Annotated in this window: 21 protein-coding genes; 14 read left to right on the top strand and 7 right to left on the bottom strand. The window is 66.1% G+C overall.

All coding sequences use genetic code 11. The annotated features are described in order from the left end of the window. Positions 1–16 precede the first annotated feature (16 nt). Positions 17–1291, top strand: coding sequence for a cytochrome P450 (locus P0R31_RS30915; protein ID WP_275518308.1), 1275 nt, complete (start codon positions 17–19; stop codon positions 1289–1291). A gap of 223 nt (positions 1292–1514) precedes the next feature. On the opposite strand, the gene P0R31_RS30910 is transcribed toward P0R31_RS30915, so the two are convergent. After that, positions 1515–2435 (bottom strand): LysR substrate-binding domain-containing protein, encoded by a 921-nt coding sequence (locus P0R31_RS30910; protein WP_275518306.1) that lies wholly within the window; start codon positions 2433–2435, stop codon positions 1515–1517. Between the two features lie 124 nt (positions 2436–2559). Here P0R31_RS30910 and P0R31_RS30905 point away from each other — a divergent pair, with 124 nt between their 5' ends. The 4 genes from P0R31_RS30905 to mdlC all read left to right on the top strand — a co-directional run bounded on the left by P0R31_RS30905 (position 2560) and on the right by mdlC (position 7468). Further along, entirely contained in the window at positions 2560–3729 is a 1170-nt protein-coding gene (locus tag P0R31_RS30905) for an acyl-CoA dehydrogenase family protein (protein ID WP_057027777.1), read from the top strand. Between the two features lie 10 nt (positions 3730–3739). After that, on the top strand, positions 3740–4840 hold the full coding sequence (locus tag P0R31_RS30900) for a CaiB/BaiF CoA transferase family protein (protein WP_275518304.1): 1101 nt from the start codon (positions 3740–3742) through the stop codon (positions 4838–4840). Between the two features lie 15 nt (positions 4841–4855). After that, positions 4856–5707, top strand: a complete 852-nt coding sequence (locus P0R31_RS30895) for an FAS1-like dehydratase domain-containing protein (protein WP_275518302.1) — start codon at positions 4856–4858, stop codon at positions 5705–5707. 138 nt (positions 5708–5845) lie between these two features. Continuing rightward, positions 5846–7468 carry a benzoylformate decarboxylase gene (gene mdlC / locus P0R31_RS30890; protein WP_275518370.1) on the top strand — a complete coding sequence of 541 codons (1623 nt, stop codon included), beginning with the start codon at positions 5846–5848 and terminating at the stop codon, positions 7466–7468. An 8-nt stretch (positions 7469–7476) separates the two neighbouring features. Here mdlC and P0R31_RS30885 read toward each other — a convergent pair whose 3' ends face one another. Next, positions 7477–8253, bottom strand: a complete 777-nt coding sequence (locus tag P0R31_RS30885) for an SDR family NAD(P)-dependent oxidoreductase (protein ID WP_275518301.1) — start codon at positions 8251–8253, stop codon at positions 7477–7479. Between the two features lie 93 nt (positions 8254–8346). Here P0R31_RS30885 and P0R31_RS30880 point away from each other — a divergent pair, with 93 nt between their 5' ends. Beyond that, on the top strand, positions 8347–8802 hold the full coding sequence (locus tag P0R31_RS30880; protein WP_275518299.1) for a MarR family winged helix-turn-helix transcriptional regulator: 456 nt from the start codon (positions 8347–8349) through the stop codon (positions 8800–8802). A 188-nt stretch (positions 8803–8990) separates the two neighbouring features. On the opposite strand, the gene P0R31_RS30875 is transcribed toward P0R31_RS30880, so the two are convergent. Both P0R31_RS30875 and trhA read right to left on the bottom strand, forming a co-directional pair. Further along, a complete protein-coding gene (locus P0R31_RS30875; RefSeq protein WP_275518298.1) occupies positions 8991–9785 on the bottom strand; it encodes an SDR family oxidoreductase in 795 nt (264 codons plus the stop codon). Between the two features lie 41 nt (positions 9786–9826). Continuing rightward, positions 9827–10522, bottom strand: coding sequence for a PAQR family membrane homeostasis protein TrhA (trhA, locus tag P0R31_RS30870; RefSeq protein ID WP_275518297.1), 696 nt, complete (start codon positions 10520–10522; stop codon positions 9827–9829). 184 nt (positions 10523–10706) lie between these two features. Here trhA and P0R31_RS30865 point away from each other — a divergent pair, with 184 nt between their 5' ends. Beyond that, the gene (locus P0R31_RS30865) at positions 10707–12176 is read left to right on the top strand and encodes a YcjX family protein (protein ID WP_275518296.1); all 1470 of its coding nucleotides are present in this window, start codon (positions 10707–10709) and stop codon (positions 12174–12176) included. Continuing rightward, on the top strand, positions 12173–13201 hold the full coding sequence (locus tag P0R31_RS30860; RefSeq protein WP_275518295.1) for a YcjF family protein: 1029 nt from the start codon (positions 12173–12175) through the stop codon (positions 13199–13201). Before P0R31_RS30865 ends, P0R31_RS30860 begins: the two co-directional genes overlap by 4 nt. A gap of 19 nt (positions 13202–13220) precedes the next feature. On the opposite strand, the gene P0R31_RS30855 is transcribed toward P0R31_RS30860, so the two are convergent. Beyond that, entirely contained in the window at positions 13221–14036 is an 816-nt protein-coding gene (locus P0R31_RS30855) for a DUF2927 domain-containing protein (RefSeq protein WP_275518293.1), read from the bottom strand. Positions 14037–14107: 71 nt separating this feature from the next. Next, positions 14108–14686 (bottom strand): L,D-transpeptidase, encoded by a 579-nt coding sequence (locus tag P0R31_RS30850; RefSeq protein WP_275518291.1) that lies wholly within the window; start codon positions 14684–14686, stop codon positions 14108–14110. 265 nt (positions 14687–14951) lie between these two features. On the opposite strand from P0R31_RS30850, the gene P0R31_RS30845 reads away from it, so the two are divergent. The 6 genes from P0R31_RS30845 (at position 14952) to P0R31_RS30820 (ending at position 19692) form a co-directional block, all read left to right on the top strand. After that, positions 14952–16499 carry an acetolactate synthase large subunit gene (locus tag P0R31_RS30845; RefSeq protein WP_157284959.1) on the top strand — a complete coding sequence of 516 codons (1548 nt, stop codon included), beginning with the start codon at positions 14952–14954 and terminating at the stop codon, positions 16497–16499. A gap of 38 nt (positions 16500–16537) precedes the next feature. Continuing rightward, positions 16538–17056 (top strand): hypothetical protein, encoded by a 519-nt coding sequence (locus P0R31_RS30840; protein ID WP_275518289.1) that lies wholly within the window; start codon positions 16538–16540, stop codon positions 17054–17056. Positions 17057–17231: 175 nt separating this feature from the next. Next, entirely contained in the window at positions 17232–17570 is a 339-nt protein-coding gene (locus P0R31_RS30835; RefSeq protein ID WP_275518288.1) for a hypothetical protein, read from the top strand. Between the two features lie 289 nt (positions 17571–17859). After that, positions 17860–18351, top strand: coding sequence for a hypothetical protein (locus tag P0R31_RS30830; protein WP_275518287.1), 492 nt, complete (start codon positions 17860–17862; stop codon positions 18349–18351). A gap of 55 nt (positions 18352–18406) precedes the next feature. Then, on the top strand, positions 18407–18889 hold the full coding sequence (gene greA, locus P0R31_RS30825; protein WP_275518286.1) for a transcription elongation factor GreA: 483 nt from the start codon (positions 18407–18409) through the stop codon (positions 18887–18889). Between the two features lie 125 nt (positions 18890–19014). After that, on the top strand, positions 19015–19692 hold the full coding sequence (locus P0R31_RS30820) for a hypothetical protein (RefSeq protein WP_275518285.1): 678 nt from the start codon (positions 19015–19017) through the stop codon (positions 19690–19692). 181 nt (positions 19693–19873) lie between these two features. Here P0R31_RS30820 and P0R31_RS30815 read toward each other — a convergent pair whose 3' ends face one another. Further along, positions 19874–20647: an SDR family NAD(P)-dependent oxidoreductase gene (locus P0R31_RS30815; RefSeq protein WP_275518284.1), complete on the bottom strand. Its 774-nt coding sequence runs from the start codon at positions 20645–20647 to the stop codon at positions 19874–19876. Positions 20648–20789 lie beyond the last annotated feature (142 nt).

Below are 20789 nucleotides of genomic sequence, written 5' to 3'. Positions count from 1 at the left end.
CAACGGAGCCACGATCATGAACATCCAAGCGCCGGTTAAAGTGGACAAGGCCGAACGCATGCGCAGGGCCCGCGAGGAGGCCTATGCGACGCCGCTGTCGCAATTCCACCCCGGCGCGCCCCGGCTGTTCCAGGACGACACGCTGTGGCCCTGGTTCGAGCGGCTGCGCAACGAAGAGCCGGTGCATTACTGCACCAACGCGCCGATCGAGCCGTACTGGTCGGTGGTGAAATACAACGACATCATGCATGTCGACACCAATCACGGCATCTTTTCCTCGGACTCCAAGCTCGGCGGCATCTCGATCCGCGACGTGCCGGAAGGCTACGACTATCCGAGCTTCATCGCGATGGACCAGCCCCGGCATTCGGCACAGCGCAAGACGGTGTCGCCGATGTTCACGCCGACACACCTGGACGAGCTGGCAAAGCTGATCCGCCAGCGCTCGCAGACCGTGCTGGACAATCTGCCGCGCAATGAGACCTTCAATTTCGTCGAGCGCGTCTCGATCGAGCTGACCACGCAGATGCTGGCGACCCTGTTCGATTTTCCCTGGGAGGAGCGGCGCAAGCTGACGCGCTGGTCCGACGTTTCCACCGCGCTGCCCAAGAGCGGCATCGTCGCCAGCGGCGAAGAACGCCGCCGCGAGATGGACGAGTGCTACGCCTACATGTCGAAGCTCTGGAACGAGCGTGTCAACTCGGCGCCGCGCAACGATCTGTTGTCGCTGATGGCGCACAACGAGGCCACGCGCCACATGGATCCCGACAATTTGATGGGCAACATCATCCTGCTCATCGTCGGCGGCAACGACACCACGCGCAACACCATGACCGGGTCGGTGCTGGCGCTGAACGAGAACCCGGAGCAATACGACAAGCTGCGCGAAAATCCGGAGCTGATCGATTCCATGGTGCCGGAGGTGATCCGCTGGCAGACGCCGCTGGCGCATATGCGTCGGACCGCATTGCAGGACACCGAGATCGGCGGCAAGCCGATCCGGAAGGGCGACCGCGTCGTGATGTGGTACGTCTCCGGCAATCGCGACGAGGAGATGTTCGACAAGCCGAACGAGTTCATCATCGACCGCCCGCGGCCGCGCACCCATCTCTCCTTCGGCTTCGGCATCCACCGCTGCGTCGGCATGCGCCTCGCCGAGCTGCAGCTCAAGATCGTTTGGGAGGAGATGCTGAAGCGGTTCGACCGCATCGAGGTGGTCGGCGAGCCCAAACGGATCTATTCGAGCTTCATCAAGGGGTACGAGACGTTGCCGGTGCGGATTCCGGGCTGAGCTCTCCTACCGTCATTGCGAGGAGCGAAGCGACGAAGCCATCCAGACTGCCACTGCGGAAAGATTCCTGGATTGCTTCGCTACGCTCGCAATGACGAGGCGACTTCCGCGTATAACACTGGTCGCAGAAAGCCCGGCGGCAGCCCAGCTATAAAATTCCGGCATGACAGCTCGCGCCAGATGCGAAGGCACGATGGCGCGCGGCTGTTCTACCACACGCCGTCTAACTCAACCTGATGTCCCACACGCCGTCCTTGCGGCAGGCGGCGACCTCCTCGCGCAACAGCGCGGTGATGGCGAGCGAGGCCGTCGAGGCCGGGCGGTCGATTGGAGAGGCAAAGATGAGCTCGCGCGTCATCGGCTTGGATACGGGGGCGGTTTCCAGCCGCCCGTCCGCGACCTCGCCGTGGACCGAGGACGGCGGCAGCAGCGCGAAACCGAGGCCCTCCTCGACGAGGCTCGTCAGCACGCGAAACGAATCCGCTTCCAGCTGGACGTCGAGCTTGATCTTGCGCTGCGCCGCCGCGTGCTCGATCAGCGCGCGGAGGCCGTGGGAATGAGAGGGCAGCACCAGGCGTTGCCGCAGCAGCCAGCCGATGTCGACGTTCTTCTTCCGCGCCAGCCCGCAGCCGCGCGGGCCGACCGCGACGATGTTGTCGCGCCCCAGGCTCTGCACATTGAGATGCAGGTCGGCCGAGCGGCCGTAGAGGATGGCGAGATCCATCTCGCCGCGATGCAGCCATTCGACCAGATGGCCGCTGTAGCTCTCGACGATGCGCAGCGAGATGCCGGGAAATTTTTCGACGCAGCGCCGCGCAAAGCGCGCCGACAGCACGCAGCTCACGGTCGGAACCAGGCCGAGCACGACCTGGCCGGACGGCGGCCCCTTGGCCGACTGGATGTCGTCGCGGATCTGGTCGATCTGCCGCACGATGCCGGAGGTGCGTGCGAGCAGCAGGCGGCCGGCCTCGGTCAGCACCATGCCGCGGCCGTTGCGCGTGAAGAGTTCGGTGCGCAACTCGTGTTCCAGCAGCTTGATCTGCCTGGAAAGCGCCGGCTGCGCCACGCGCAGGGTGTCGGAGGCCTTGGACAGGCTGCCGAGCTCCGCCACGCAACTGAAGGTCCTGAGCTGCCGGAAATCCATGCTTGCCAATCCTGGAAGGCTACTCCATACGCTATAACAAATGAGCATAGGGGGCGGGCATTGTTTTCACAACGCCCGTGGGTTGGCCGGCGTTATCTTAACTGCCGCTGAGAATGGAAACGCCATGAGTCAAGAACACCACACCGAAGATTACGCTGACATTCGCGAGGCCGTTGCCAAGCTCTGCGCCCAGTTCCCGGGCGAATATTGGCGCAAGCTCGATCGCGAGATGGCCTACCCCAAGGCTTTCGTCGATGCGCTGACCGAAGCCGGCTATCTCTCGGTGCTGATTCCCGAGGAGTATGGCGGCGCGGGCCTGAAGCTGTCGGCGGCCGCGGCGATCCTGGAAGAGATCCAGCGCGCCGGCTGCAACGGCGGCGGCTGCCACGCCCAGATGTACACGATGGGCACGGTGCTCCGGCACGGCAATGCCGAGCAGAAGGCAAAATACCTGCCGAAGATCGCGAGCGGCGAGTTGCGCCTGCAGGCGTTCGGCGTCACCGAGCCGACCAGCGGCACCGACACCTCCTCGCTGAAGACGTTCGCGCGCAAGGACGGCAACGACAGCTATATCGTCAACGGCCAGAAGATCTGGACCAGCCGCGCCGAGCATTCCGATCTGATGGTGCTGCTGGCGCGCACCACGCCGAAGGACCAGGTCAAGAAGCGCACCGACGGCCTGTCGGTGTTCATCGTCGACATGCGCGAGGCCAAGAACAACGGCCTCGAGATCCGCCCGATCCGCACCATGATGAACCACGCCACCACCGAAGTGTTCTTCACCGACATGAGGGTGCCGGCGGAGAATCTGATCGGCGAGGAAGGCAAGGGCTTTCGCTACATCCTCTCCGGCATGAACGCCGAGCGCATCCTGATCGCGGCCGAATGCGTCGGCGACGCAAAGTGGTTCATCGCGAAGGCAACGAACTACGCCAAGGAGCGCGCCGTGTTCGGCCGGCCGATCGGCCAGAATCAAGGCATCCAGTTTCCGATCGCCAAGGCCTACGCCTCGATGCGCGCGGCCGAGCTTATGGTGAAGGAAGCCACGCGCAAATACGAGGCCGGGCTCGATTGCGGCGCGGAGGCCAACATGGCCAAGATGCTGGCGGCGGATGCGTCCTGGGAAGCGGCGAATGCCTGCATCCAGACCCATGGCGGCTTCGGCTTCGCCGAGGAATACGACGTCGAGCGCAAGTTCCGCGAGACGCGGCTGTATCAGGTCGCGCCGATCTCGACCAACCTCGTCCTGTCCTTCGTCGCCGAGCACGTGCTCGGCATGCCGCGCTCGTACTGAGGTCGCGGCCATGGGAGCATTGGACGGGATCAGGGTGATTGCGGTCGAGCAGGCGGTGGCGGCGCCGTTCTGCTCCTCGCGCCTGGCGGATGCCGGCGCGGAGGTGATCAAGATCGAGCGGCCCGAAGGCGATTTCGCCCGCGGCTATGACGCGGCGGCCAAGGGCCAGAGCAGCTATTTCGTCTGGCTCAATCGCGGCAAGCAATCGGCGGTGGTCGATCTCACGACGAAGGACGGCCGCGCCGAGCTGGAGAAGCTGATCGCGAGCGCCGACGTGCTGATCCAGAACCTGAAACCCGGCTCGATGGACAAGCTCGGCTTCTCGCGCGAGCGGCTCCTGAAGGACTATCCCAAGCTGATCTCGTGCACGATTACGGGCTATGGCGACGAGGGCCCCTACGCCCATCGCAAGGCCTATGATTTGCTGATCCAGGCCGAGAGCGGGCTGGCCTCGATCACCGGCAACCCCGATGGCGCCTCGCGCGTCGGCATGTCGATCGTTGATGTTGCCACCGGCGCCACTGCGCATGCGGCGATCCTGGAGGCGCTGATCGCGCGCGGGCGCAGCGGCAAGGGCGCCGACATCCGCATCTCCATGTTCGACGTGATGGCGGACTGGTGCACCGTGCCGCTGCTCAATGCCGAAGCCGGCAATCCGCCCAAGCGCATGGGCCTGCGCCATCCATCGATCGCGCCCTATGGTGTGTTCACCTCCAAGGACGGCAAGGACATCCTGATCTCGATCCAGAGCGAGCGTGAGTGGAAGACGCTGTGCGCGAAGGTGCTGGATCAGCCGGACCTGCCGGCCGATCCCCGCGTCGCCAACATGGTCGAGCGCGTGCGCAACCGCGACTTCACCGACACGACGGTGGCCGATATCTTCGGCAAGATGACGCGCGGCGAGCTCCTGAAGCGGCTGTCGGACGCGGACATCGCATTCGCCGAGGTCAACACCATGGCCGACCTCGCCAACCATCCGCATCTGCGGCGGATCGAGGTCGACACGCCGAACGGCCGCGTCAGCTATCCCGCGCCGGCGCCGATCATCGTCGGCGAGACGCGCAGCTACGGCGCCGTGCCCGCCATCGGCGAGCGGCCCCAGTCCAAATAAAGAGAGCGAGGCGTCATGACCGAGAAGCTCGACATCGATCATCTCAGGCAATGGATCGGGCGCAGCCAGGAGGCCACCGACATCGTCACCGCGCAGCTCGTGAAGGGCCTGCGCGCGACGCTGTTCCAGGAGGTCGGCGAGCCCAAGGCGGGCGACGCTGCGCCGTTCACGGTGCATTGGTGCCTGGCGCAGCCGGTGTTTCCGATGTCGATGTTGGGGCCCGACGGCCATCCGACCCGCGGCGGCTTCCTGCCGCCGGTGCCGCTGCCGCGCCGGATGTGGGCCGGCGGTGAGATCGAGTTCTTGCAGCCCTTGCGCGTCGGCGATGAATCGACGCGGACGTCGCGCATCGCAGATGTGCAGGTGAAATCAGGCTCGACCGGCACGCTGTGCTTCGTCTCGGTCGAGCACAGCATCTCCTCGCCGAGGGGCACGGCGATCCGCGAGCGGCAGGACATCGTCTATCGCGAGATGACCGGCGGCGCGCCGGCTGGCGGCAAGGCGTCGCCTCCGCCGCCGCAGGCGCAGCATCGCGAAACGCATGTGTCCGATCCCGTGCTGCTGTTCCGCTACTCCGCGCTGACCTTCAACGGCCACCGCATCCATTACGACCGCGACTACGTCACTGAGGTCGAGGGCTATCCGGGCCTGATCTTCCACGGCCCGCTGCAGGCGGCGCTGATCGTCGAGATGGCGGCCAAGCTTCGTGGCGGCAAGTCACCGAAGAAGTTTACCTATCGCGGGCTGCAACCGCTGTTCGAGGGCACGGAGTTCTCCGTCAACGCCAATGAGACCGAGGCCGGGATGGAGCTGTGGACCGCGAACGCGGAAGGGCAGCCGACGATGAAGGGCACGGCGGTGTGGTGATACTCTCTCCTCGTCATTGCGAGGAGCGAAGCGACGAAGCAATCCAGACTGCCTCCGCGGAGACATTCTGGATTGTTTCGCTTCGCTCGCAATGACGGGCGGGACTGGCAGCGCACCAACAAGCAAGGGATGGAAACCATGGCCAAGAACGGCAAGACCGGCAGCAAGCCCGTCACCGTGAAGCAGGCGACACTCGATCTCTTGCGCGCCTTCGGCATCGACAGGGTGTTCGGCAACCCTGGTTCGACCGAGCTGCCGTTCCTCAGCGACTGGCCCGACGATATCGACTACGTGCTGGCGCTACAGGAAGCATCCGCCGTCGGCATGGCCGACGGCTATGCGCAGGCAACGCGCAATGCCGGCTTCGTCAACCTGCATTCGGCGGCTGGCGTCGGCAACGCGCTCGGCAACATCTACACAGCGCATCGCAACCAGACCCCGCTGGTGATCACCGCAGGCCAACAGGCGCGCTCTATCCTGCCCTTGCAGGCGTTTCTCTATGCCGAGCGCGCCTCCGAGTTTCCGCGGCCCTACGTGAAATACAGCGTCGAGCCGGCGCGGCCGGAGGACGTGCCCGCCGCGATCGCGCGGGCCTATTACACCGCGATGCAGCCGCCGTGCGGGCCGACCTTCGTGTCGATCCCGATCGACGACTGGGCCCATGCCTGCGCGCCGGTCGAGGCGCGGAAAGTGAGCCGCGAGATCGGCCCTGAGCTGGAGCCGATGAAGGCGCTGGTGGCGGCGCTCGCCTCAAGCAAACACCCTGGGCTCGTCGTCGGCCCCGGAATCGATCGCGCCGGTGCGGTGGAGCTGATGGTGCGCGTCGCCGAGAAGACCAAGGCGAGCGTCTGGGTCAGTCCGTTCTCGGCACGCTGCTCCTTCCCCGAGCGGCATCCGCAATTCGCAGGCTTTCTGCATGCCTCGCCGGCGCAACTGTCCGATGCGCTGCGCGAGCACGATGTCGTCGTCGTCATCGGCGCGCCGGTGTTCACCTTCCATGTCGAGGGTCATGCCGCGATCTTCGACGGCGGAGCGGCCATCTTCCAGATCACGGATGATGCGGACGCCGCCGCGGTGACGCCATCAGGCACCAGCATCATCGCGACGATGAAGCCGGCGCTGAGCCTGCTGCTCGACCTGCTGCCGGAGAGCAAGCGCGCCGCGCCGAAGGGCCGCACGCTGCCGCCGGCGCCGCAGCCTGCCGATCCGCTGCCGGTCGAATTCCTGCTGCATTCGCTGTCGCAGGCGATGCCGGATGACGCATCACTGGTCGAGGAAGTGCCCTCACACCGGCCGGCGATGCAACAATTCCTGCCGATGCGCGGCCAGGACAGTTTCTACACCATGTCGAGCGGCGGCCTCGGCTACTCTCTGCCGGCCGCGGTCGGCATGGCGCTGGGCAAGCTGAAACAGCGTACGGTGTGCCTGATCGGCGACGGCTCGGCGATGTATTCGATCCAGGCGCTCTGGACCGCCGCGCAGCGCAAGCTGCCGCTCACAATCGTCGTCATCAACAATTCCGGCTACGGCGCGATGCGCTCGTTCAGCCAGGTCATGCAGGTGCGCAACGTGCCGGGGCTGGAGTTGCCCGGGATCGATTTCGTCCGGCTTGCCGAAGGCATGGGCTGTCATGCGGTGCGGGTGACGAAGGCTGCGGAGCTGGGCGAAGCGCTCAAGCGCGGCATGGCGTATGCGGGCACGAGCCTCGTCGAGGTCGTCGTGGATTCCGCGGTGCCGGTGCTGTACGGGCAGAAGCATTGATGGCGTCATCACGACGCCAAAAAACCCCCATCCGCAGCCAGCACGTGGCCGACGACATAGGATGAGGCATCCGACGACAGCCACACCACGGCCTCGGCGACCTCCTCCGGGCTGCCCATCCGCCGCAGCGGCAGGCCCGCGCTGACCGTCGCGACATCGCCGACGCCGGCGCGCAGCATCATGTCGGTGACGACGCGGCCGGGGGCAATGGCATTGATGCGGATGCCGCGCGGTGCGTTCTCCATCGCCGCCGAGCGCGTCAGCGAGATCGCGGCCGCCTTGGAGGCCGAATAGAGCGAGAAGCCGGGATTGGGATTGCGCACGCCGCTGACGGAGGTGTTGACGACGATGCTGCCGCGCCCCTGCGCCAGCATCGCCGGCAATTGATGGCGCAGGCAGAGGAACAGCGCGCGGACATTGGTGTCGAACACGCTGTCGTAGATCTCCGGGCCCTGCTGTTCCAGCGGCGCGCGGCGCTCCTGGAAGCCGGCATTGTTGAAGGCAACGTCGAGCCGGCCGCAGCGCCCGACGGCTGTGCCGACGAGGCGCGCGACCTCGACTTCTTTCGTGATGTCGGTCTTGAGCGCGATCGCCTCCGTGCCGAGCTCGCGGCACGCGGCGGCGGTGGCCTCGATCTCGGCCTCGCGCCGGCCAGCGACGATGACCGCTTCCGCCCCTTCGGCAGCCATCCGCAGCGCCGTCGCGCGCCCGATGCCGCTGCCGCCGCCCGTGACCAGGCAGACCTTGCCGCTCATCCGCTGACCTGCCGGCAAGGCTCCGCTCATGGTCCACTCCAAGACACTTGAACTCCAAGACACTTGCGCGCGCCGTTGCGCCCATATAGTTGTATGATACAACTATATGGGTCGAGTCAAGCCATGGACGAGCTTTCGCTGATTGACGACATCCGCGCCGCCTCGCGCCTGATGGTGCGCGAGCTCGGCTTCATGGACGCCACGGTGGCGGCCTCGGGCTATCCGCCCTCGGCGGTCCACACCATCCTGGAGATCGGAATTCGCGGCCCGATGAATTCGGGCGAGCTCGGCGATTTCCTGCGGCTGGAGAAATCCAGCGTCAGCCGCCTGGTGCGCAAGCTGGTCGATTGCGGCGAGCTCAGGGAGACGCCGGACGAGGCGGATGCGCGCAGCAAGCTGCTGTCGCTGACGGCGAAGGGCTGGCGAACGCTGGAGGCCCTCCATGCGTTCGGCCGCCAGCAGGTGCGCGGCGCGCTGGCGGCGCTGACGCCGGCCGAGCAGCGCACGGTGCGCGAGGGCATGATGCTCTATGCGCGGGCGCTGCGGGCGAGCCGGGTGGGGGAGGAAGTGGTTGCCTAATCACCGGTGTCGTCCCCGCGAAGGCGGGGACCCATACCGCGTGATTCATCGATAAGCGCAGGTGTCAGTCCCGCAATACGACACCACCAATCTTCGCCAAACGTCTGCCTGTGGTTATGGGTCCCCGCCTTCGCGGGGACGACAGCGAGTGTCTGGCGCGAGTGTGGCTCAAACGCGTGGTTCCCTACCTACCTCCCGAACTCTTCCCGCATCTTCGCCTGGATCTTGGCCATGCCGCCGATCCAGCGGTCGTAATTCTCGGTCTTCTTGCGCATGTAGCCGAGCACTTGCGGGTGCGGCAGGATCAGGAACGTCTCCTGCTCGAGTCCGGCGAGCACGTCTTTCGCCACCTGCTCGGGCGTGAGGTCGCCGTCGCCGGATTGTGGGCCCTTCGGGATCGAGCGCAGCATGTTGGTGTCGACACCCTGCGGACACAGGATCGAGACCTTGATGTTGTGGGCCTTGTGCGAGATCGCGAGATTCTCGGCAAAACCGACCGCCGCGTGCTTCGTCGTCGAATAGGCAGGGCTGCCGACCTGCGACAGCAGGCCTGCGGCCGAGATGGTGTTGAGGAAATAGCCGCCGCCGCGCGCCCTCATGCGGGGGACGAGATGCCGCGCCGCATAGACATGCGCCATGACATGGATCGCCCAGCTGCGCTGCCACGGCTCGTCGGACGCGCCGCCGGCATTCTCCGACATCGGATCGAAGCCGCCGCCGATGCCGGCGTTGGAGCAGAACAGCGCGATCGGGCCGAACTGCCGCTCGGTCTCCTCGATGACGTGGACGATGTCCTTTTCCTGCGCGACGTCGCATTTGAACGCGGCGCCATCGACCATGGCCGCGACCGCTCTCGCATTGGCGGCGTCCATGTCCGCCACCACGACCTTGGCCGCGCCCGCATTGTGAAAGGCCTCGCACAGCGCCTTGCCGATGCCGTTTGCGCCGCCCGTGACGACCACGACCTTGCCGGTCACCTGCATGCGACGTCTCCTCTCGTCTTATACCGCTTCGCGGAAGCTTCTCAGCTCAACACGAGGTCGAGCACCGCGGTATAATGGCATGCCGCGCCGGCCAAGACAAAGCCGTGCCAGATCGCATTCTGAAAGCGCAGCCGTCGCCAGGCGTGGAAGATCACGCCGAAGCTGTAGAGCAGGCCACCGGCAAGAATGAAGCCCAGCACCAGCGCAGGCAGCGCCCTGACCACGGAATCGTAGAGCATCATGCCGCTCCAGCCCATCGCAAGATAGATGCCGACCGAGACGCGGTCGAACCGGCCCGGATAGAGCAGCTTCAGCACGATGCCGAGGATAGCCACGCACCAGACGCCGGCCAGCAGCACCAGCGCGAACACGCTGTCCTTCAGCTCCAGGATGAACGGCGTGTAGGTCGCGGCGATCAAGAGATAGATCGCCGAATGGTCGAAGCGGCGCAGCAGCCATTTGGCCGGCGAGACCGGCCAGAGATTATAGGTCGCCGACAGCACCAGCATCGAGAGCAGACCGGCGACATAGACCGAGACGCCGACGATGTCGGTGGCGTCGGCATAGACCGCGGTAAGCACCACCAGCACCGTCGCGGCAATGATGCCCGCGAGCACGCCGATGCCGTGGACGATGCCGTCGGCGATCAGCTCGGCGCGATCGTAGTCCCAGCCGATCGCGTCGGCTGCGGCGTGGACGGAAGAGGATGCAAGCTGCTTCAATTGGAAGACGGTCATGGCAATCCGCAGAGGCTCGAGGCAATGCCCTCTAGATGGGTGTTTCGGGACCGGCGCGTCGTTCAAACGGCTGATTTGCCGACAAAGGCGGTGGAAGTATGAAAGCTTGAATTTCCTCAGGCAATTGCCACTTTTGTGACTAATCCGTTTTGCGTATCCCTCGCCCGAGATCCCTCACGTTCATATGGCATTCAGTTTCCAGGATATGGTCGAGGAGGCGCGGCTGTCTGCGCGGGCGCTGATCGACTATGGCGAGCATTTCTTCAACCCGACGGTGCGGCTTGGTGTCACCGGCCTGTCGCGTGCCGGTAAGACCGTATTCATCACCGCACTGATCCATGGACTGACGCGCGGCGGCCGGTTTCCGGTGTTCGAGGCCTATGCCTCGGGACGGATCGCGCGGGCGTATCTGGCGCCGCAGCCGGACGATGCCGTGCCGCGCTTTACTTATGAGAGCCATCTGCGCGCGCTGATCGAGGAACGGCGCTGGCCGAGCTCGACCGTGGACATCAGCGAGCTCAGGCTCGTGATCGACTACCAGCGCCCGAACGGCGCCGACCGCACGCTGACGCTCGACATCGTCGACTATCCCGGCGAATGGCTGCTGGACCTGCCGCTGCTTCACAAGAGCTACGAGCAATGGTCGGCGGAGAGCCTGGCGCTGTCGCGCGAGGCGCCGCGCGCGCATCTCGCGGCCGAGTGGCACAGTCATCTCGCGACGCTCAAGCCCGAAGCGCGCGAGGACGAGCAGGCGACGCTGACGGCCGCCAAGCTCTTCACCGATTATCTTCGCGCCTGCCGCGACGAGCGCTTTGCGATGAGCCTGTTGCCGCCCGGCCGCTTCCTGATGCCCGGCAATCTCGCCGATACGCCGGCGCTGACCTTTGCGCCGCTGGACGTGCCTGCCGGCGGGCAGGCGGGCGAGGGATCGCTGTGGGCGATGATGGCGCGGCGCTTCGAAGCCTACAAGGACATCGTGGTGCGGCCGTTCTTCCGCGATCATTTCGCGCGGCTCGATCGCCAGATCGTGCTGGCCGATGCGCTCGCCGCGTTCAACTCCGGCCCCGAGGCGCTGCACGATCTCGAAGCCGCGCTATCAGGTATTCTCGACTGCTTCAACACCGGCCGCAGCACGATCCTCTCCAGCCTGTTCCGGCCGCGCATCGACCGCATCCTGTTCGCCGCGACCAAGGCGGATCATCTGCACCATTCCAGCCACGACCGGCTCGAGGCCGTGCTGCGCCGCGCCGTCTCGCGCGCGGTCGCGCGCGCGGTAAACACCGGCGCGGCGATCGATGTCGTTGCGCTCGCCGCCGTGCGCGCCACGCGCGAAGCGCAGGTGGCGCACGGCCGCGACAAGCTGCCGTCGATCCTGGGAACACCCGCCGCGGGCGAAAGCGCCGGCGGCGAGTTCTTCGACGGCAACACCGAGGTTGCGACATTTCCGGGCGACCTGCCGCTCGATCCCGAACCGCTGTTCAATAGGACAGATGCGTTCCGCGGGCTCGCGACGGAGGCGGCCGGGAACAGCGATTTCCGCTTCCTGCGCTTCCGCCCGCCGAAGCTCGAACGCGAGGGTGCCGACGAGCCGACGCTGCCACACATCCGCCTCGACCGTGCCTTGCAGTTCCTGATCGGAGACAAGCTCGCATGAACGACCGATCGAAGCCCCGGCGGCCGGCGACGTTCCGGCTCGACGATCCCGGCGTCGTCGTCGCGGAGGCCGACGAGACCGGCCGTCTCGGTCGTGCCGCCGTCCAGATCACGCCGGAGCCCGATCCGGCGATGCTGCCGGTGCCGGTGCAAGCCGCAGTCCCGGCGCGGCGCGGCTTTCCCTGGGGCACGCTGTTCTGGTCGGGGCTCGCGGGCTTGACGCTGCTCGGCACCGGGCTCGGCGTGGTGCATCTGATCGAGGATCTGTTCGCGCGCAGCCAGACGCTCGGCTTCGTCGGGCTTGCCTTCGCCGCCGTCACCGCACTGGCGCTTGCCGTGGTGATCGGACGCGAGGCATTCGGTCTCGCGCGTCTCGCGGCCATCGAGAAGCTGCATCAGCGCGCAGCGGTCGTACTGGCCAGCGACGATCGCAAGGAGAGCCGCGTCATCGTCGAGGACCTGCTCAAGATCGCGCACCAGAATCCGCAGCTGGCGCGCGCCCGCGCGACGCTGGAGAGCCACGCCGGCGAGATCATCGACGGCGCCGACATGATCCGCCTCGCCGAGCGCGAGCTGATGTCGCCGCTGGACGCCGAGGCGCGGCGGCTGGTGTCGTCGGCGGCGCAAAAGGTCTCGATCGTGACGGCGGTGAGCCCGCGCGCCGCCATCGACGTGCTGTTCGTGTTCGTGGCCGCGCTGCGCTTGATCCGCCAGCTCGCTTATCTCTATGGCGGCCGTCCCGGCGCGCTCGGGATGATCCGCCTGCTTCGCCACGTCATCGCCCATCTCGCCATCACCGGCGGCATGGCCGCGAGCGACAGCCTGGTGCAGCAGATGCTCGGCCACGGCATCGCGGCGAAGCTGTCGCAGCGCTTGGGTGAAGGCGTGCTGAACGGGCTGCTGACGGCGCGGCTGGGATTGGCTGCGATCGACGTGACGCGGCCGCTGCCGTTCGCGGCCCTGCCGCCGCCGAAGCTGTCGGATCTGGCGACGGATCTGCTGCGGAAGAAGGACGGGGACGAGTAGATCGCTCCCTTAGACCGCCTCACTCCTTCAGATTATTCGTCCGCTTCACCCAGGCGCGCACGTCCTTGAGGACGGCGGGAAGCACGGCCTTGACCTCCGCCACGGTCATGCCCGCCTTGATGCGGGGATCGTACAGCAGGTTGAGGATGTACTGGTCGTAGACGTCGAAATAGCCCATCGAGACATTGTCGTTGAACATGGTCCAGGGCACGCTCGTGGTGTCGTTGATCGGCCCGAGCGATTGCAGCAGCTCCTCATAGGCGCAATCGAGGAAGGTGAAATCGCCGTTGTCGACGGTGAGGATGACGTCGGAATGCTCGATCTCGAAATTGTCGTTCTTGCGGAAGCCGGACAGGCATTGCGGATCGAGCGAGGAGCGGATCTCGCGCGCCTTCTCGGCGCCGTAGAAGCTCGAGATGGTGCGGAACAGATCGCGGTCGCGCACCAGCTTCACGCGCACGTTCGCCGCTTCGGAGGTCGCGATCATGGCGATGTCGAGATGCTGCACGCGCTTGCCGATGTCGGCCACGACCTTGGCGAGCTGCGTCTTGCGATCCTCGCGGTCGCTCTCGGCGTAGACGCGCACCGGCCCGTCGAACTTGCGGATGCGGTCGACGCGGCCGGCAAGATGGTATTCGGCGCCGAATGCCGTCTTCAGGAAGCCTTCGATGATCTCGCCGTCGGTGAAGCTCTTCTTCTCGGCGCGCTGGCGCGAGGACACCGCGGGCAGCTCGCCGGCGGCAGCCATGGGTGCGGTGTCGGGCGCGCAGGCGAGCGTCGCGAGCGCCAGCAGGGCGAAGCGAAGGCCGGGCGAGGGCGGGACGAATGCGCTCATCGTGCTGTGACGCTGCCGCATTCGCGCCGCGCGCACAAGGCCGCAAATTCACGCGCCGCGCGGGTTCCTGGTCAGTTGTTCAGCACCACCACCGGGGTGCCGATCGAGACGCGGCTATAGAGGTCGGTGACGTCGTCGTTGGTCATGCGGAAGCAGCCCGAGGAGACGGCCTGACCGATCGTCTCCGGCTCGTTGGAGCCGTGGATGCGGTACAGCGTCGAGCCCAGATACATGGCGCGGGCGCCGAGCGGGTTGTCGATGCCGCCCTTCATGTGGCGCGGCAGGTCCGGCCGCCGCGCCAGCATCTGCGAGGGCGGCGTCCAGTCCGGCCATTCCTTCTTGGCGGTGATCCTGTGCACCCCGGCCCAGCGGAAGCCGTCGCGGCCGACGCCGATGCCGTAGCGCAGCGCCTGCCCGTTCCCGAGCACCAAATAGAGCCGCCGCTCGGCGGTGTTCACCACGACGGTGCCCGGGGCGTAGGTGCCGTTATACATGACGGTGGTGCGGGGGATCGGGCTCGCGCCGCCGCGGCCGATATAGCTGGTGGAACTGGTGCCCGTGAAGTCTATCATCCCCGTCGCGGACGCGTCGGCTGCGCCAGCCAGCAGCAGCGCCATTGCGGCCATCGGTGCGGCAAAAAACCGGATCATCATTTCCCCCAGAAAAAAATCGATTCAACTGGATCCAGAGGCCATATTTGCGCGCATTCCGCAAGCCACGGGCCCGTGAGGGTGGCATCGTTGACGACTGGCGTTACCAAATCGCAACTCTCGCCAATTTGCTGGAAAGCGTTAGCCAAACCGGCGTGTCGTCGCGCGGGGCTGGGCCGCAATGCCCGCTATTGCTTTGACGGGCGGCGCGAACAATGATTGATCAAACGGATCGCTGGAAATGCCGGTTGCGGGAGCAGACAGAATGAACGGTGCGGAAAGCCTGGTGCGGACGATGGTCAAGGGCGGGGTGGACGTCTGCTTCACCAACCCCGGCACCTCCGAGATGCATTTCGTCGCGGCGCTCGACCGTGTCCCCGGCATGCGCTGCGTGCTCGGCCTGTTCGAAGGCGTGGTGACGGGCGCGGCCGACGGTTATTTCCGCATGAAGGGCACGCCGGCCTCGACCCTGCTGCATCTCGGCCCCGGCCTCGCCAACGGCCTTGCCAATCTGCACAATGCCAAGAAGGCCAATTCCGGCATCGTCAACATCGTCGGCCAGCACGCCGTCTACCACATCGGCTACAACGCGCCGCTCACCTCCGACATCGAAGGCCTGGCCCGGCCGATGTCGTCCTGGGTCCGCACCTCCCCGGATGCCAAATCGGTCGCCGCCGACGGCGCGGCGGCAATTGCCGCCGCCAAAAGCGCGCCGCCGCAGATCGCGACCCTGATCCTGCCCGCCGACACCGCCTGGAATGAGGCCGACGGCATCGCCGAGGTTCCGGCCGAGCAGCAGCGCGCCAGCTATTCGCCGCAGGCGGTCGAGCAGGCCGCAAAGATCCTGCATGGCGACGGCGAAGGCACGCTGCTCCTGATGACCGGCAGCGCGCTGAGCGCGCAGGGTCTGGCGCTGGCCGAGCGCATCGCCGGCAAGACCGGCTGCACCGTGATGGGCCCGACCTTCCGTCCGAAGATGGCGCGCGGCCGCGGCCGTTTCTCGATCGACCGCATCCACTACGTCATCGATCAGGCCCTGCCGATGCTGGCAAAATTCCGTCACATCGTGCTGGTCGAGTCCGACGATCCCGTGGCGTTCTTCGCCTATCCGAACAAGCCGAGCATGCTCAAGCCGCAGGGCTGCGAGGTGCATCGCATGACCTCCTGGGGCGAGAATTCGGTCGCCGCGCTCGAGGCGCTCGCCGGCGCCGTGAAAGCCAGCACCAGGGACGTCAAGCCGCAGGCTCTGCAGGAACTGGTCAAGCCGACCGGCGCGCTTACCTTCGCCTCGATCGCGCAGGCCATTGCCTGTGCGATCCCCGAGAACGCGATCATGGTCGACGAATCCCTCACCACCGGCCGCGGCTTCTTCCCGCCGACGGCGGCGGCCGCCCCGCACGACTGGCTGCAGAACATGGGCGGTTCGATCGGCTTCTCGACGCCGCTGTCGATCGGTGCCGCGATCGCCTGCCCGGACCGCAAGGTGATCACCATGGTCGGCGACGGCAGCGCGATGTACACGATCCAGTCGCTGTGGACCCAGGCACGCGAGAACCTCGACATCGTCACCATCGTGTTCGCCAACCGCATCTACCAGATCCTGCGCGGCGAGTTCGACAATGTCGGCGCCGGCGAGCCCGGCCAGCGCGCCAACGACATGCTCCGCCTCGACCGCCCGACCTTGGACTTCGTGGCGCTGGCCAAGGGCATGGGCGTGCCCGGCCGCGCCGTCACCAACGCCGACGAGTTCAACAAGGCGCTGGCAGAGGCCGTCGCCGAGCCCGGCCCGCGGCTGATCGAAGTTCAGATGTAGGGCGGCAACAGACAGAGCGCCGTGAGCCCGGAGGCACGATGCAGACCGAGCTGAACAAGGTGATCGCGGCGCTCCGGGAGTTCTACGCCCACGAGGGTTTCCTGTTCGAGAAGGACGTCGGCGAGCGGGCGGTCACGCACCGTTTCGCCGTGCATCTGGAGAAGCAGTTCTCGGGCTGGTCGGTCGACTGCAATTACGACCGGCTCGGCGAGCGCACGCTGCATCTGCCGCACGGCACCATCATCTCGACCGACGACCATCTCGGCAAGTCGATCTACCCCGATGTCGTCGTGCATCAGCGCGAGATCCCGAACAATCTGCTAGCCGTGGAGATCCGCAAGGCGAGCAACCACACGCCGCTCGATCACGACCAGCACAAGCTGCGGGCGCTGACCGACGTCCATGTCTGGTTTCCCTATTGGATCGGCCTGCTCCTGGTGCTGGACAGGCAACATGTGACGATGTCGGAGGTCTATGTCAGCGGTGCCGTCGACGAGCCGCTGTCACGCTGGTTCGCCTCGCGCCTGGAGGAGACCGGCCGCGCAGCTCGCGCATAGCCGAGCGCGCCATTGCGCACCTGCGCGCGCTGCGATGTCGTGAGGCAGACCATGCCGGGAGTGTGACCCCCACCACAGTTCCGGCGTGCGATCGGGCCTATCAAGGGCGGACTTGCACGCGTCGATGCCGGAGGCCTACGCTGGCTCATTCGGATCAGGCACTTTGGAGGTTCTGATGCAGAAATCATATTTGCTGGCTGCGACGGCAGCGCTGATGCTCATGATGCAATCGCCGCTCGCGCTGGCGCAGGGCGCGCCGGCCACGGGCGGAACCGATGCGCCTGCCGCGACAAGCACTGCGCCGGCTGCGACGACCACAGCGCCAAGCGCGACCACCGACACGTCCAGCCAGCCCACTGACGGCAAGAAGAGCGCGTCGAAGAAGCCGGCGAAGAAGAAGATGACCCGCCAGCAGGAGATCGATCATTCGGTCGACACCGGCACCGTGCCGGCGCGCTACCGCAGCTCGGTGCCCAAGCGGTACCACCAATACATTCCGTTCGCCAAACAGTAACGGATCGCACGCTGTCGCCCAGGATTATCTCATACGACTTGTGGCGCGGCCGGCGCGCACGCCTCGTCCTTCCAGACGGCGCTTACGCGCCTCCTCAGGATGAGGCTCTGCGGCACCAGCGCTCGTTGAAGCTGCTGGCGCGCTCCGACCTCATCCTGAGGAGCCCGCCAAAGCGGGCGTCTCGAAGGATGGCCGCAAGGGAAGAGCTCCCATGTGCGATAGCCCTGCCACATCGCCGGTGGCGGTCTGCGCGAGCGGTGCTAGAGTAGGCGGAAGCCCGGGGGGAATGATGAGCGATGAGGTGAAGGATGCCGGCCTTGTGGCCATGATCAGCAGCATCCTGGGAGGCAACAAGCGCGCAGACCCTGTTGCACCGCCTCCGCTCGCCGAGGTCCCGCCGATCGTGCCGGCGGATCCCGTGGAGCCGGCCGCGACGTCCAGGTCCGAGTTCAGGTCCGATGCGGCCAAAGCCGAGAGCGCGCCCGATGCCGCAGCGGCGGCCGCCGAGCCGGCCGAGCCGCCCGCGCAAATCGCAACCACGCGCGACGGCAAGCGGCTGCTGCCGGCGGAGGCGATCGCCGATCTCGTGCTCGGCGAGCTGCGCAAGCTGGACAACTTCCCGAGTTCCGGCGTCTCGGTCACGGTCTATGGTTACCGGCACTGGAACGCGATGCTCACTTTCGCGCCGTTCTCCACCAGTTTCCAGAACGCAACCCGGTTCCGCCAGGCCGTGCCGGACCTCGTCTTCAAGCTCCGCCGTTTCGTCGAACTTGAGATATAATCTCGGTCGTCGGCGCCATGGCGTCGCAAGCGAAACAGTTCGACAGGATCTTCAATTGAGCGTCGCCTTCACCAAGGAAGAGAGCGCCGAAACCGCGTCGGAGACGCTGTTGCCGGACCGCCCGATCTCGCCGCATCCGAACCTCGTGACGGAAGCAGGCTTCAACGCATTGCAGGCGCAGCTCGCCGAAGCGCGGGCGGCCTATGAAGCCGCGCAAGCCATCGAGGACGTCAACGAGAAGCGCCGGCAGTCCGCCGTGCCCCTGCGCGATCTCCGCTATCTCACCGAACGCTTGCGCACGGCGCAGGTGATGCCCGATCCTGTCGCGACCGATGTCGTCGCGTTCGGCAGCACCGTGAGCTTCAGCCGCGCCGACGGCCGCGTCCAGACCTACCGCATCGTCGGCGAGGACGAAGCCGATCCCAAGGCCGGCTCGATCTCGTTCGTCGCGCCGGTCGCGCGGTCGCTGATGGGCAAGGCGGTCGGCGACGTCGTCGGTTCGGGCGCGCAGGAGATCGAGATTCTCTCGATTGCGTAGAGGCGGGCAGCCCGGGGAAGCTTGCGTGGCAAAGAGCGCCATCGACAGCCTCAATCCCATTCGCCTAAAGCGTGATCCGGAACAGCGCGAGGCCGTCGTCTCCGCCAAACGAAGTTGATGATCGGATGAGACGGTTTTTGTCTGGAGCCTTGCCGTTCTATGCGCTGGCGGGCCTCGCCATGTGCATGTACCTCGTTCTCTACAGGACGAGCCTGTTCGACCTGAACGCCATCGTCCATGGCGCGGCCGGGTCGGCATGGTTTCCAGCCTTCATGTTCGCCTGCGTGCTGGTGGAAGCGGTCTTCCCGTATTTCGGCTATTTTCCCGGCACCGCCCTCATCCTGATGTCCATGGCGCTCAGTCCGAAGGCCGTGGATGGCTCCGTCTTCCTCGCGGCGTGGCTCGCCATCATCCTGGGCGCCGTTCTCAGCTATGGACAAGCGCGTTTCTTCAGGCCGTTTCTGCAGCGGGTGGCCTCGAAGGCGGCCCTGCGCCGATGCGAGTCCCTGTTCGACGCCTATGGCCGCTATGCGCGCATTGCCTTGTTCGTTCATCCCAACGCCTGCTCGATGTATTTCACGGCGCTCGGACTGCTCGGCCGCAGCCTGACGCGCGAGCTCGCTTATCTCTGCGTGGGTGCCGCGGCCGCAGTGGGCATTCTTTTCGTCATCGTATCCCGGCTGGTGTCGTCCATCGGCCCCACCGACGATGGCGAATTGCAGGTGCTGCTGGCAGCCGCGCTGGTCGCCATGGGGACACTGATCGGTCTCTACACGGCCTGGCGGCCACAGCGCGCGACGTGAATCGCCGCTCCGCCGTCATTGCGAGGAGCCCGTGACAAAATTGCGAAGCAATTTTGCACTGGTGCGACGAAGCAATCCAGAGTCTTTCCGCGGAGGGATTCTGGATTGCTGCGTGGAGCCTGTCATCGGGCCGCGCTTCGCGCGGACCCGTTGGCTCGCAATGACGAGGATGCATCGAACGTCACGCCTCCGGCAGCTCGACGCCCGTCAGCTCACTCAGTTTGCCGATCAGCTGGTCCTGAAATCTCGGATCCGTCGCCTCACGGGCCGGCGCTTGCTGCTCGAGGTGATGCCAGTAGCGCCCGCTCACGAGGGCCGCGGGATCCTCGCTGACCGCCAGCCAGGTCTGGGTCCGTTGCCCGGTGTCGATATCGACCGGGGCGCCCGCGCCTCCCATCTTCGTGCGCACCCAACCGGGATCGACGGCGCTGCAGAGGACGTCGGGCCAGCGCCGTGCCAGCGCGAAGGCGAGCGCGACGACGTGCAGCTTGCTCTCGGCATAGGCCGTGCCCGCGTCCCACGTCCGCTTGGTCCAATCGAGGTCGTCGAGCGAGCCCTCTCCGCCGCGGTGCAATCCGCTGCTGAGATAGATCAATCGGGCCGGCCGCGCGATCAGAGCCGTCAGCATGAACGGCGCAAGCGTGTTGATGGCCAGCGTCTCGGCATGGCCTTCCGGCGTCGCGCCGCGGCTCGGCCGCGTGTAGACGCCGGCGTTGTGAATGACGGCATCCATGCGCCCGATCGCGTTGACCTGGTCGGCGATGCTCCGCGTCTCCGCCGCGCTCCTGAGATCGCCGATCACCAATCCCTGGGCACGCGAAGCGAGCCCGCCGAGAACCGCGGCACGATCGGCCGAACGCGCGTGCAGCACCACGCGGTGCCCCTGATCGAGCAGCGATTGGGCCGCCGCCCGGCCGAGGCCATCGGTGCTGCCGGTGATGAATATGGTCGCCATGGGGTTTCTCCTAGGTGTTTCGGGACGCAATCCTACGGCGCTCGCGAGAGACGAATTGACGCGCAGTCGATTGAAAATCAACTCCCGGTATGTCTGGTCGGAAGCACCTGATGGTGGAATAATTCCCGACGCTTTCTTGATT

This window comes from Bradyrhizobium yuanmingense, assembly GCF_029167105.1.
In the GTDB taxonomy this organism is placed as follows: Bacteria; Pseudomonadota; Alphaproteobacteria; order Rhizobiales; family Xanthobacteraceae; genus Bradyrhizobium; species Bradyrhizobium yuanmingense_A.
This window is presented reverse-complemented; position numbering and strand designations above follow the sequence as displayed.